The 12,828-nt window shown below is 63.1% G+C and carries 11 protein-coding genes and 2 pseudogenes; 8 read left to right on the plus strand and 5 right to left on the minus strand.

All coding sequences use genetic code 11. The features are described 5' to 3' along the window. The 5 genes and pseudogenes from E8A46_RS28925 to E8A46_RS30530 all read left to right on the plus strand — a co-directional run. Positions 1-1,007: pseudogene (locus tag E8A46_RS28925) on the plus strand (hypothetical protein); the annotation flags it as partial. A 70-nt stretch (positions 1,008-1,077) separates the two neighbouring features. Then, complete coding sequence (locus tag E8A46_RS28930) at positions 1,078-2,733, plus strand: PEP/pyruvate-binding domain-containing protein (protein WP_291568461.1); 1,656 nt, start codon at positions 1,078-1,080, stop codon at positions 2,731-2,733. Positions 2,734-2,903: 170 nt separating this feature from the next. Next, on the plus strand, positions 2,904-3,473 hold the full coding sequence (locus E8A46_RS28935; RefSeq protein WP_291568462.1) for a glycosyl transferase: 570 nt from the start codon (positions 2,904-2,906) through the stop codon (positions 3,471-3,473). A 56-nt stretch (positions 3,474-3,529) separates the two neighbouring features. Then, the gene (locus E8A46_RS28940) at positions 3,530-4,459 is read left to right on the plus strand and encodes a helix-turn-helix domain-containing GNAT family N-acetyltransferase (RefSeq protein ID WP_291568464.1); all 930 of its coding nucleotides are present in this window, start codon (positions 3,530-3,532) and stop codon (positions 4,457-4,459) included. A 44-nt stretch (positions 4,460-4,503) separates the two neighbouring features. Beyond that, positions 4,504-4,605, plus strand: a pseudogene (locus E8A46_RS30530) (RSP_7527 family protein); the annotation flags it as partial. Between the two features lie 9 nt (positions 4,606-4,614). On the opposite strand, the gene moaB reads toward E8A46_RS30530, so the two are convergent. After that, complete coding sequence (gene moaB / locus E8A46_RS28945) at positions 4,615-5,178, minus strand: molybdenum cofactor biosynthesis protein B (RefSeq protein ID WP_291568466.1); 564 nt, start codon at positions 5,176-5,178, stop codon at positions 4,615-4,617. A gap of 141 nt (positions 5,179-5,319) precedes the next feature. Then, positions 5,320-6,261: a neutral zinc metallopeptidase gene (locus E8A46_RS28950; RefSeq protein ID WP_291568468.1), complete on the minus strand. Its 942-nt coding sequence runs from the start codon at positions 6,259-6,261 to the stop codon at positions 5,320-5,322. A 217-nt stretch (positions 6,262-6,478) separates the two neighbouring features. On the opposite strand from E8A46_RS28950, the gene E8A46_RS28955 reads away from it, so the two are divergent. Both E8A46_RS28955 and E8A46_RS28960 read left to right on the plus strand, forming a co-directional pair. Next, on the plus strand, positions 6,479-7,612 hold the full coding sequence (locus tag E8A46_RS28955) for a site-specific DNA-methyltransferase (RefSeq protein ID WP_291568470.1): 1,134 nt from the start codon (positions 6,479-6,481) through the stop codon (positions 7,610-7,612). Positions 7,613-8,447: 835 nt separating this feature from the next. Beyond that, a complete protein-coding gene (locus E8A46_RS28960; protein ID WP_363252795.1) occupies positions 8,448-9,050 on the plus strand; it encodes a lipocalin-like domain-containing protein in 603 nt (200 codons plus the stop codon). Positions 9,051-9,110: 60 nt separating this feature from the next. Here E8A46_RS28960 and E8A46_RS28965 read toward each other — a convergent pair whose 3' ends face one another. Together E8A46_RS28965 and E8A46_RS28970 are read right to left on the minus strand one after the other, a co-directional pair. Next, on the minus strand, positions 9,111-9,458 hold the full coding sequence (locus tag E8A46_RS28965) for a hypothetical protein (protein WP_291568472.1): 348 nt from the start codon (positions 9,456-9,458) through the stop codon (positions 9,111-9,113). Positions 9,459-9,729: 271 nt separating this feature from the next. Beyond that, positions 9,730-11,250, minus strand: coding sequence for an EF-hand domain-containing protein (locus tag E8A46_RS28970; RefSeq protein WP_291568474.1), 1,521 nt, complete (start codon positions 11,248-11,250; stop codon positions 9,730-9,732). A 363-nt stretch (positions 11,251-11,613) separates the two neighbouring features. On the opposite strand from E8A46_RS28970, the gene E8A46_RS28975 reads away from it, so the two are divergent. Then, positions 11,614-12,300 (plus strand): glutathione S-transferase N-terminal domain-containing protein, encoded by a 687-nt coding sequence (locus tag E8A46_RS28975; RefSeq protein ID WP_291568476.1) that lies wholly within the window; start codon positions 11,614-11,616, stop codon positions 12,298-12,300. Positions 12,301-12,600: 300 nt separating this feature from the next. Here E8A46_RS28975 and E8A46_RS28980 read toward each other — a convergent pair. Next, on the minus strand, positions 12,601-12,828 hold a 228-nt coding region (locus E8A46_RS28980), incomplete at its 5' end, for an NUDIX domain-containing protein (protein WP_291568478.1).

Here is a 12,828-nt window from a genome sequence, read left to right on the forward strand (position 1 = left end):
CCTTCCTGGCCGCGCTCGGCGCCGCGCTGGTTTTTCTGATCGACTGGAACAAGGCGCGCAAGCTGTTGCGCAGCTGGGTCGCCAAGGAGGATGCCGCGCGCATTCTCGATTGGGCCGCCCGGCAGCACCTGGGCCACCGCGCCTTTCTCGAACTCGGCGGCAATGAGTTGATCGGCGCCGCGGTGCGCAACGCCGCGCCGAGTCGGATCGGGTTCGGCGAGCGGCTGGATCAGGCGCTCGGGCGCAACGCCGCGGTCGACTTCCTCAAGACCGCGATGCGGGTTTCGACCGAGGCGCTGAGCGCCGGACGCTCGGTCAGGCTGGTCCGCGACCAGATCGAGGCCGACCTGGTCAGGCGCCTGGAACGCGTCGACAGCGCGCTGCTTGCAATCGTGCTGCGCCAGGTCGGATTGGCGCACGACATTACCGCTGCGATCGCCCACCATATTGCCGCGCTGCGGGCAGGCCGCCCGAACGACGGCAAACGCCTCGCGGCAAGAGCCAGCCTGATCGAGCGCAAGGCGGATCGCATTGCCCTCGAAGCCCGCATGGAAGCCGCCCGTCTCAACGCCGGACCGATCATCGAACAGCTGGTCGATCGCGTCGAGGAATCCGTCGACGAACTGGAGCAGGCCGCTTTCATCGGCTCGCTGGCGCCGGCCGGGATCGATCCCGCATTGCTTTCGACGCTTGCCGAGCTGTGCGCAGTCGCCACCGCCGCGACTGAGGCTGCAGCCTCGGGGCTTGCCGCCGCGGTTGAAGTTCCGGAGGGGCGCCGCGCCGATTCCGAAGATGCGCTCAACGCCGTCATCCGCCTCATCGATGCCGAGCACACCGCGGACGCGCGGGAGCGCGATGTCACCGCACGGGTGTTTGCCGGCGACTTCGACGTGGCGACGTCGCTCTCGGTGATCGAGCTTGCCCGCGCCATCGAGCGCGCCACCGATCGATTGGCCGGCTTCGGACATCTGCTACGGCGGCACATCATGGCTGACTTATCGGCGTAAAGCATGATCCGGAAAAGTGGAGACCGGTTTTCCGAAAAGATCATGCTCAAATAAATAAGGGATTCGAGCCATGCATATCGTGCGTATCGGGGGCGGATCGACGGAAACACATTCGGCCGACGCCATTGGCGCCAAAGCCGCCAACCTGGCGCGCATGGCGGCGCTTGGTTTGCCGGTACCGCCGGCCTTCGTGCTCCCGGTCAAGCTTTGCGCAGCGATCATTGGCAAGGATGCGCACGCCGAACGCGACCTGCAGGAAGGGCTGAAGCAAGGCATCGAGTTCCTGGAACGCGCGACCGAAAAGCGCTTCGGCGACCATCGGCAGCCGTTGTTGGTATCGGTACGGTCGGGAGCCGCGCGATCGATGCCGGGTATGCTGGACACGGTGCTCAACGTCGGCTGCACGTCGGCTGCCGTGCAGGGTCTGATCCGCAGCAGCGGCCGGCCGCGGCTGGCGTGGGATTGCCGGCGCCGCTTTCTCGAAAGCTACGCCGAAACCGTGCTGGGCCTCGACCCCGCGATGTTCTCCGCCCGCCTGGCCGAATTGACTTTGGCAGAAGGCGTCGCCAGCGACCGCGAGCTGGACAGCGAGGCGCTCGAGCGTCTCGCCGCGGACGAACTGGCCTTGATCGAAGAGCGCTATGACGACGGCCGGCTTGAGGACGCGAGCGCGCAGCTCGAAAGCGCGGCGCGGGCGGTCTATCGCTCATGGATGAGCGAGCGGGCGCAATCCTACCGCCATCTCCAGCAGCTTGATCACCTCGCAGGCACCGCGGTAACGGTCCAGGCCATGGTGTTCGGCAATGGCGGGCTTTCATCCGGCGCCGGGGTCGCGTTCTCGCGGGATCCCTCAACCGGGCTGCGACAACCGATGATCGACCTGGTGCTCGACGCCCAGGGGGAAGATGTCGTTTCCGGCCGCCGGACGCCCGACACCGAAGAGACCATCGCCCGCGCGCTGCCAGACCTCGCGGCCGAACTCGGCAGTATCCTGCAGCGGCTCGAACAGGAATTCGGCGACGTCCAGGATGTTGAGTTCACCATCGAGGACGGCAAATTGTCGATCCTCCAGACCCGCTCGGCGAAGCGGACACCGCGCGCGGCGTTGCGCATCGCCATCGACCTCGCGCACGAAAAACTGATCACGCGCGAGGAAGCGCTGGATCGAATTGCCGGCATCGATCTTGCGGCTCTGGTTGAGGTTTGCCTGGTCGCGGCTGACCAGCCGCTGCTCACCGGAATCGGCGCATCGGGCGGAATCGCGATCGGACGCGCTGCGTTCTCCTCCCAGAACGCACAACGGCTTTCGGCCGCCGGCGACCCGGTGATCCTGATGCGGCCCGATACCAGCACGGCCGATGTCGCGGGCTTTGCGGTCGCGGCCGGCATCGTAACGGCTGTGGGTGCGCGCACCGCCCATGCCGCGCTGGTCGCGCGTCAGATGGGAAAGCCCTGCATAGTCGGATGCAGCGGCATGGCGATCGACGTGGTGGCCGACCGGGCGCAATTGGCCGGTACCATAATCTCCGGAAGCGATTGGGTCACCATCGACGGCAACAACGGCAACATCTATCTCGGACAGCGCGAAACGACGGTGACGCGGCCCGAGGCGGAACTCGCCGAGATCACGACGTGGCGGGCGCAGGGCCGCCACCACGATCATCAGCCGGGCAAGCCGAAATCATCTCCGGTTCAGCGAGCTCGGCGGGGATCGACCGGCGGATAGCGGTGGCATCCGTGTCGCCAGCCGTTGATCCATAGCCGCTCGCCCCTGCCGCGAAGCGCCCGCCGGGCATCTGGTTGCCGTAAAAAGCTGCAATCGGCGGGCTGATTTGAATGTGACAAGGTGATAACAGTGCGGCGCTTTCTTCATATTTGAGGCGCCAAGAGCCGTCCATGCTGAGCGTGATCATCCCCACCGAAGGCGCCGAGCAGCCGGCGGTCGCCACGCTGGCAGCGCTGGTGCCGGGCGCTGCCGCCGGCGTGGTGCGGGAAGTTCTCCTGGTCGACCGGGCCGGCAACGGCGTGATCGAGCGGGTCGCCGATGTCGCTGGATGCCGCTTTCTGGCGTTTGAGGGATCGCACGCGGCGGCGCTGGCGGCGGGCGCGCGCCAGGCCCGCTCGCCTTGGCTGATGTTCCTGCATGCCGGAGCGGTGCTGGACACAGGCTGGATCGATGAGACCACGCAGTTCATCCAGCGCGTCTCCGACAGCGGACGTCCCCGCGCCGGCATCTTCCGCTACGCCCGCTCGCCCTATGCCGACACCGGGCTGCGCGATGGCCTGAAGTTCCTGGCGCGGATGATCGCCGGGCCGTGGACCGACCAGGGCCTGTTGATCGCGCGCGACCATTACGACCGGCTCGGCGGCTATGCGCCGGACGCCCGCCGCTCCGAAGCCAGACTATTGCGGCAACTCGGCCGGTCCTCGCGCACCCTGCTGCGCAGCCGGATCATCGTGGCCTGACTGATACTTGTCAACGTCAAATAATTATTTGACAATGGCAAGTATTGAGGTGGGCCATGTCTCAGCCGGATCACGACGACCAGATATCAGCGCTACGCGCGTTCAACCGCTTCTACACCAGCAAGCTCGGTTTTCTGGACCAGCAGCTACTGAAAAGTCCGTTCTCGCTGAGCGAGGCGCGGGTGTTGTACGAACTTGCCACCTGCGAAGGCGCGTCCGCGAAGGCAATCGGAATCGAACTGGGTCTTGATCCCGGCTACCTCAGCCGCATGGTGCAGAAATTCGACGAGGACGGGCTGATCACCCGCAAGCCATTGCCCGCCGATCGCCGGCAATATCGGCTCGGCCTGACGGCGAAGGGCCGTCAGGAATTCGCGAAACTCGATCGCAGCTCGCACGATGCCGTCGCCGGCATGCTGGCCACGCTGTCCGACGGCGACCGCAAACACCTGATCGGGGCGATGGCCGCGATCGAACGGCTGCTGGGTTCCTCCGCCGTCGCCGCAGCGGCCGCCACCTTGCGCGAACCAGGTCCGGGCGACATGGGGTGGGTGGTGCAGAGCCATGGCGCGCTCTATGCCAGCGAATACGGCTTCGACGCCTCGTTCGAGGCTTTGGTCGCGGAGATCGCCGCAAAATTCCTTGGCTCCTTCGATGCTTCGCGGGAACGCTGCTGGATCGCCGAACTCGACGGCGCGCCGGTCGGTTCGATTTTTCTCGTCAGGCACAGCGACGACGTCGCCAAACTTCGATTGCTGCTGGTCGATCCGGCCGGACGCGGACAGAGACTGGGACAGCGCCTGGTCGCCGAATGCATCGCTTTTGCGAAGGTGTGCGGCTATCGCAAGATCACGCTGTGGACCCAAAGCATTCTGGTGGCCGCCCGCAAGATCTATCAGGACGCCGGCTTCGTGCTGGTCAGCAGCCAACCGCACCGCAGTTTCGGCCAAAACCTGATCGGCGAGACCTGGGAGCGCGAACTCTGATGCCGACGCGCCGCGATTTATCGCGCCGCGTCACACCGGAACGCATGGCTTTCCACAAGAGAAGGGCCCATCAGCTACGCGCCGAGGCCTGCCGTAACCTGTGGCGCACGCTTTGGGAGCGGCTAAGAAAGATCGTTCAGCGGCCTGGCCGGCCATCAAGCCGACGCCCCTTTCGCCTTTGGCCGCCGCAGGTGCTCGTCGAGCCGCGGCATGATCTCGACAAAATTGCAGGGCCGCGTGCGGTAATCGAGCTGGGGGGCGAGAATGCCGTCCCAGCCGTCCCGGCAGGCGCCCGGCGATCCCGGCAGGCAGAAGATGAAGGTGGCGCCGGCGACACCCGCGGTGGTGCGGCTCTGGATCGTCGAGGTGCCGATCTTGGCGTGGCTCAGCATGTGAAACGCGATCGAGAAGCCGTCCATCCGCTTCTCGAACAGCGGCTCGATCGCCTCCGGCGTCACGTCGCGGCCGGTGAAGCCGGTGCCGCCCGTGGTGATGACGACATCGACGCCGGGATCGGCGATCCATCGCTTGATGATGATGCGGATCGCGTCGACATCGTCGACGATGATCTCGCGTGCCGCGAGCGCATGGCCGGCGGCAACGATCCGTTCCGACAGCGTGGTTCCGGATTTGTCATCCGCAAGCGAGCGCGTGTCGGAAATGGTCAGCACCGCGATGTTGAGCGGCACGAATTGTTTTGGTTCATCGATCGAGGTCATGGCACTCCCACCTCCTGTCCCGGGCGCGGTGCAGCGTCCTTTACGCTGCTCCGCAGGAGCCGGACCCACTTTCGGTCACGCTACATAGGCCCCCGATCAGCGGCGCACCGCAAGAGCGCTGCGCAGCATCCGGGGCACGGACTACAGCGCCCCTGCCCCGAATGTATTGCAGGCCTGCACCGTGCCCTGCTGATAGCCGGTCATGAACCATTGCTTTCGTTGCGCGGCGGAGCCGTGGGTAAAGGAATCCGGCACCACCCTGCCCGTGGCCTGGCGCTGCAGGGTATCGTCGCCGATCGCCGACGCGGTCCGCAACGCGCCGTCGATATCACCCGCTTCGATGAAGCCCGGACGCTTCTTCTCCTCGCGATTGACCCAGACGCCGGACAGGCAATCGGCCTGCAACTCCACCCTCACCTGCAGGGCGTTGGCGGCCGCCTTGTTGCCGTCGGCCCGCAATTGCTGTTGCTGCGCCGTCACCTTCGGCAATATGCCGAGCAGGTTCTGGATGTGATGCCCGGCTTCGTGGGCGATGATATAGGCCGCGGTGAACTTGCAGGCGCTGCCCTGGCAGCCGTGAAACCGGGTCTCGACCTCGCGGAAAAATCCGGTGTCGAGAAAAATCTGCTTGTCGGGCGGACAGTAGAACGGCCCCATCGCCGACTGCGCCATGCCGCAGCGGCCGCCATTGGTGGCGTTGCGGAACAGCACGATGCGCGGACCCGAATAGCTTTGCCCCGAGGCCTGGAAGATTTCGCTCCAGCGATCATCGATCTCGCCGAGGATGCCGGAGATCATGCTGCCCATCTCGTCGGTGGGCGCGCCTTTCTTGACCGTCGGGGACCGCCGATCGGTTTGATAGCTCGGCGCCTGGCCGCCGCCGGTGAGAATTTCCGCGCCGCCGATCAGGACGCGCGGATCGATGCCGAAGGCGTAGCCGACGAGGCCGAGCACAATGATGGTGCCGATGCCGAGACCGCCACCGCCCATCGGAAGACCGAAGCCACCGCCGCCCATGCCGCCGCCGCTGTCATCGCGACGATCGTCGATGTCGTCGCTGCGGCGAAAGTCATCGTAACGCATGGCCGGTTTTCCTCATTCCTTACTTGCAGCAGCCTCGCCGGCATCGATGCAGCGAGAATTTTCATTGCGTTAATTAATAACCCGCCCGGCAAAAATTGCCTAGCGTGAAAGAATTACCCAGTTAAGCCGATTTTTACTTTGCCTCGTCAATGTATCGCCAGTCGGTTGTTTAGTCCCGCGTCGCCGACAGCGTCGCCTGAGTCAGAGTATTTGAGTCATGGTTGTGTCGCGTCGCGGGGCGTCTGCAAAGGCGCCCCGCACTAAATTTGAGTCTGATCCGAGTACCCGCATCATCGTAGGCGATTGCGTCGCCGAGATGTCGAAATTGCCGGCCGGTTCCGTCGATCTGGTGTTCGCGGATCCGCCGTACAACCTGCAGCTCAAGGGCGATCTCAAGCGCCCCGACGAATCCCACGTCGATGCCGTCAACAATGACTGGGACAAGTTTTCATCCTTCGCCGCCTATGACGACTTCACCCGCGCCTGGCTGCTGGCCTGCCGCCGCGCCATGAAGCCGTCGGCGACGTTGTGGGTGATCGGTTCCTACCACAACATTTTCCGTGTCGGTTCCATCATGCAGGACCTCGGCTTCTGGGTTCTCAATGATATCGTCTGGCGCAAGACCAACCCGATGCCGAATTTTCGCGGCCGCCGCTTCACCAACGCCCACGAGACCATGATCTGGGCGGCGCGCGACGAGAAGGCCAAGGGCTATACCTTCAACTACGAAGCGCTGAAGGCCGCCAACGAGGACGTGCAGGCGCGCTCCGACTGGCTGATCCCGCTGTGCACCGGCGAGGAACGGCTCAAGGGCGCCGATGGCAAAAAGGTCCATCCGACCCAGAAGCCGGAAGGGCTGCTGGCGCGCGTGCTGCTGTCGTCATCCAAACCCGGCGATCTCGTGATCGATCCGTTCAACGGCACCGGCACCACCGGCGCAGTGGCCAAGCGCCTCGGCCGCCGCTACATCGGTTTCGAACGCGACCAGACCTATGCGGCTGCGGCCGAAGCCCGCATCGCCGCCATCGAGCCGCTGCCGGAAGCAACCCTGGCGCCGTTCATGACCGCGCGCGACGCGCCGCGGGTGGCGTTCTCCGAACTGATCGAGCGCGGCATGATTTCGCCGGGCACTCGATTGGTCGATTCCAAGAAGCGTCACGGCGCGCTGGTTCGCGCCGACGGCGCCATCATGCTCGGCGACAAGGTCGGCTCGATCCACCGCATCGGCGCGGTGGCGCAGGGCGCCGGCGCCTGCAATGGCTGGACCTTCTGGCACATCGAGACCAAGAAGGGCCTCAAGCTGATCGACGAGCTGCGCGCCGAGATCCGCTCCGGAATGGCGGCGGGCTGAGCTTTTTCAAGAAGTTGGTAACGCGGCGCGAAGAGCGCCATCCCACACGCCAAGATTTTCCATGAGATGTCGTCCCCGCGAACGCGGGGACCCATACGCCGTGCCGCGCGTGGCGAAAAAAGCTGTTCGACGGCTTCCGCGCAAACAACCTCTTCCTGTGGTTATGGGTCCCCGCGAACGCGGGGACGACAAACCGTGGTGCGCAGATTCTAATTTCAAACAGCACACAGCTTCGCGATCTCGCTGCCTGTTTCGCGCGAGGTTTGGCCTGCACGTTCCGCCCTCTTCAATCAGAGGGCGCAGGGAAAGCCGGGTGCCGGTTGCACCCGTGGGTCCCGTGCAAAAAAAGCACGGGGGTAGGACCACAGGTTCAACCAGAAACACTCCGGCTTCCCTGCGCAATGGTTTTAACGGTTTCCTTCGTGCTCTCCCCGGTGACCGGGCTTTCTTGCCACCGTCGCCGGCGGAATCGCTTCCGCCGACTTGATGCCAGCGTCGGGGCATCAGGACCACACGACTTCGCCGTCCGCATCAGGCGCCATTCGTCACGAGCGCCATCCGCGTCCACCGCATCCCGCCCCGCGTCCGTGACGATCGCGAGCCGCCCCTCCAGAGGGACGAGACGGTCACGAACATAAAAGTGATTTGGGACAAGTGCGAAGCAGAATTTTTTTGCATACGAGGCTGGACAAGCGACAAGCCGAAGACGAACTGATTTGCCCGTCGGGCAAGATCGCGTGAGATCAAACGCGTTTCAGCCGTTCGACCCTCCGGACGGCAATTTGGCCCGATCGACGATCTCGATGAAGTATTCTCGAGAGGTCATATTCAATCGGTGGCAATCATCCGCAAGATCTTCGTGTTCGGCCGCTTTGAGCCACATCAACGCCAACTAGCGCGACCCGCAATAATCTATGCGGTGTTCACCGTCACGGGGGAGAGCAGCGTGAGAGCAGGTCATTCAGTCGTGTTGGCGATCTTTCTTGCTGCCATCTTGATGCAGTTGAGCTTCGGCGAGGAAAATAGCAGAATTGTCGGAACCTGGAGGTTGGTTTCCTATGTCGCGGAAGTGCAGGCGACCGGAGAGAAATTACCGGTCATGGGAGATAAGCCCAATGGCTACGTGACTTTCTTGCCGGGAGGACGTGTGTTCTTCATGCTGACGGGAGAAGGCCGTAAACCTGCCAAGACGGATCGTGAGAGGGCGGAGCTGTTAGACACGCTGGTCGCTTATACGGGTACTTACAGCGTCGGAGGAGATACCTGGACGACCAGTGTCGACGTAGCCTGGAATCCGGAGTGGGTTGGCACCAAGCAAGTCCGCTCTTTCAAACTGGAGGGGGACCGGCTCGACATATTGACCCCATGGCGGATCATGCCGAATTGGTCAGACAAGGGCACGACACGCAGCATTGTCAGCTTCGAACGCTCCAAGTAACCAGTGCGTCAAGGGACGCAGACATTTTGGCTCCCGAGCCACGGCAGCTTGTGGCACTTTTTATGGCGCGACGTCCGGCTTGAGTCCGCTTTGCGCAGCAAGGCGGACGCCATCCAGGTGCGACGCCATCAGACCATCGGCAGGCTTTATGAAGTCTGAGTAGGATGTCGTTAATTCTAGCGCGGGATGGCGGCTTGAACCGCTCCGTATCTTTTGCATATTTGCGGGATGGCCAGCGACATATGGACCACCGAATTTTTCAGCTGTCCCAATTGCGGGTTGCCTTACGTCGCGACCAGGGAGCAGCATCCATACAAGCATTCCGGCAGTTTCAGCTGCGAGGTTTGCGGGACCAAAGTCCACGCCTGGTCCGGCAATTATGATTTTTTCGATTGGAAAGTCGACCAAGCGAGCTCCCCTGTCTTTGGCAAAAGGTGGGGATGACCAGCATCCCGGGCGAGGTCACCAATCAGCAGTTTCATTTTGTTATCCTTGGCCCATTTGCGGCTCGGTGCCGTCACCGGATTGCCGAGGCAGCTCCCGCAGCACGTGACGCAGCCCCGCTTTGACCTTCTGGCACATCGAGACCAACTAGGGCCTCAAGCTGATCGACGAGCAGCGCGCCGAAATCCGCTCCGGAACGGCGGCGGGCTGAGCATCCTCGCCAAGAGCGCCGCGCCTAACGGCAGCCGGCCCCTTTCTTCTCGCCGCTTTCCTCAACTATTACGCAGGAATGCCCGGGATCACCATCCGGATAGGGTGTCCCCTTCATGACCAGGAAGGTGACCGAATGCGCGCCGGTGAGCCCTGCGGGAAAGCGGATCTTCTGGTGCACGATATATTCGCCCACGCTGTTTTGGGTCAAAGCGCCGGCCGAGAGCAACTGAACGAGCCCGGCCTGCGCCGGCAGCACCTCGTACTTTGCCGCCGGCACGCTGCCGACTACCGTCTTGGGATCGATCTCGATAACGCCGCCCGGTGAAAATCGGTACATGTCGTCCTTCGCGCGGCTTGGTCCGGCCTGGATGATCACATTGCTCGCATTACCAACGATGTTCAGCGCGCCTTCGGATTTCTGGATAATGAGACCGCGCGCTGGCTTTTCGCTCTGCGCCTCGATCGCACCCGACGGCACCTTGAAACTTGCGATGGAATATTTCGCGGCGACCGTTTCCGGCGCGTTGCCAGCGGCGTTTCGGATCGCGGCCACGGCTTGCAACGAAGCGCTCGTCGGCGTCTCGTAGAAATAGTTCAGGCAATTGGATCGGCTGAAGAAGCTGACCCGCTCCTGCGGGATGCCCGTTGCGCCGACGAGCGACCGTTGGTTAGCGTCGCCGCTGTTGGGTCCGGTTCGCGAACTCGTCATCACCAACCGTTCAACCCGTTCCACCGCGCCTGAGAACTGCCAGATGGTGGGCGCGTACGTCGCGATCACGACGTAGAGCGGCTCGACGCCTGGCTCAACAACCACGCGGCCGGCGTGGACCACCGTGTCCTGCGAGCCGAGCGTGACGCTGGAGAGCGCATCGGTCTGGTAGCTACTCAGGACAACGATCTCGGCCTTCTCGGATGCCGCAGGCATTTCACATCCGGCACGCTCGGCTCGTGTGCGATAGTCAGTCAGCTCCTGCTGCGAGATCGTGCCGTCGCTATCGGCATCGATCTTGCGGAACAGAGCCTCGCCCGCCGCCTGATACTCAGTCAAAGTCAGTGCGCCCTTGGAAGCGCCATCGATTGTCAGGAACTGACGCGCGCGGGCCGACTGCCCGTTCTGTCCCCGCCCCTGGATGCCGGACGATCCAAATTTGGCGGCCTCCGCAACGCTAACCTTGCCGTCCTTGTCGGTATCGAGCGCGCCGATCGTCCGCACCATGTTGTCGATCTGCTTCGCAGCAGCGTCGGCCGGAAGCTGAGGCTTGGAAGCCTTGTTGAAGGCCGCAAGGCCCAGTTGGCCGCGCAGGTCATAGCTCATGCCGCGACGGACTTCCTCCTCGGTGACAAAGCCGTCGCCATCCAGATCGTACCGCATCACCATGTTGATGGCGGACGTCCGTGCCTGGATGCCTTCCATCAGTGTGTGCAGATCGACATCGCGTTGCGTGATCTGGCCGTCGATATCGGCGTCAACCTGAAAGAAATCGTTGCGCAGGAATTCGAGATATCGTTCCAGCGTGACGCCGGCCTGAATGCGCGGAAGCAACAGCTGTTGAACCGCCGACGGGGCCCCGGGCTGTTGCGACCGGGCGGGAGCTCCAGCCGTACATGCGACAAGGCCAGCGAGGACAAGGGAGACGGATCGGATTTTCCTGTATCGTGACATGCGCAACCTCCGCCGGATCAGGCCATAAGCGCAGGCTGTATTGAATGCAAGCCACTACCTCCTGTAGAAGCGGGCACGGTAAACATTTGTTTGAGCCGGCCCACGCTTTCGTCCGAATGATCTTCACGAAGTCTTCGGTTGCACTCGGCTTAGAACCGACGCAGATAAGTTTGGCAATCCGCGGTAGGCGGAGCCTTGTCACGGCCGATTCAGACCGCAAACAAGAACCGGGGGAAGACTTTCATGCTCAAATTCTACTTCAACGGCGCGCCGAACCCCGCCAAGGTCGCGCTGTTTCTGGAGGAGTCCGGCCTTCCCTACCAGCCGGTGCCGGTCGATACCCGCAAGGGAGACCAGTTCAAGCCGGAATTCCTCAAAGTAAATCCGAACGGCAAGGTGCCGGCGATCGACGATGACGGGGTGATGATTTTCGACTCCAACGCGATCCTGCTGTACCTCGCCGAGAAGACCGGCAAATTCCTGCCCGCCGCCACGCCCGGCAATCGCGCGCAACTGCTGTCCTGGCTGATGTTCATCGCCACCGGCCTCGGTCCCTATTCGGGGCAGGCCGTGCATTTCAAGCACTTCGCGCCGAAGGAGCTGGAATATGCCCATAACCGCTACCAGTTCGAGGCGCACCGTCACTACAAGATCCTCGACGATCACCTCGCCAGCAGCCGCTACATGGTCGGCGATAGCTATACCATCGTGGATATGGCGTTCTGGGGCTGGGCGCGAATGGCGCCGTTCGTGCTCGGCGACGATGTCTTCACCAAATATCCCAACGTGAAGCGCCTGCTCGATGAAGTCTCGGCTAGACCGGCCGCATCGCGCGCGATCGCGCTGAAAGACAAGTTCACTTTCAAGACGGAAATGGACGACGAGGCGCGCAACATTATGTTCCGCCATCTCAAGACCAAAGCGGCCTGACCGCACCTGCATTCGTTATTCCGGGACACGCGTTTTCGCGTGGACCCGGAATCTAGAGATTAGGACGCGAGATTGCCCGATGTGCAACTGCACATCTGAGGTTCGCGCTGACGCGCGCCCCGGAACGACAGCAGAATGTTGGGTGGGCAAAGGCGCATCTGCGCCGTGCCCACCAATCAATCAAAAACAATTTCGGCGTGAAACCCTGGGGCGTCGGTGGGCACGCGGAGCCTGTCATCGGGCGCGCATTCGCGCGACCCGTTGGCTTTGCCCACCCTACGCTGTTAGGCAGCGGGAGAATCAGAGACCGAGCCCATGCGCGATCACCTTGCGCATCAGATTCGGCAGCGCTTCATCTCGCAGGGTTGCAATCGGCACCCAGCGCATGCCCTCCGGCGCCCGGGTCCGCGCCGGCGCGTTGGCGGTATAGACCACAAGCTGCAGCGGAAAATGCGTGAACACGTGGCTGACCACGCCCGCCTTGCGATGCCAGCGCGCCACGCCTTTCAGCACCGGCGCCTGGCCTCT

The sequence above is a fragment of the Bradyrhizobium sp. genome, from assembly GCF_004799445.1.
In the GTDB taxonomy this organism is placed as follows: domain Bacteria; phylum Pseudomonadota; class Alphaproteobacteria; order Rhizobiales; family Xanthobacteraceae; genus Bradyrhizobium.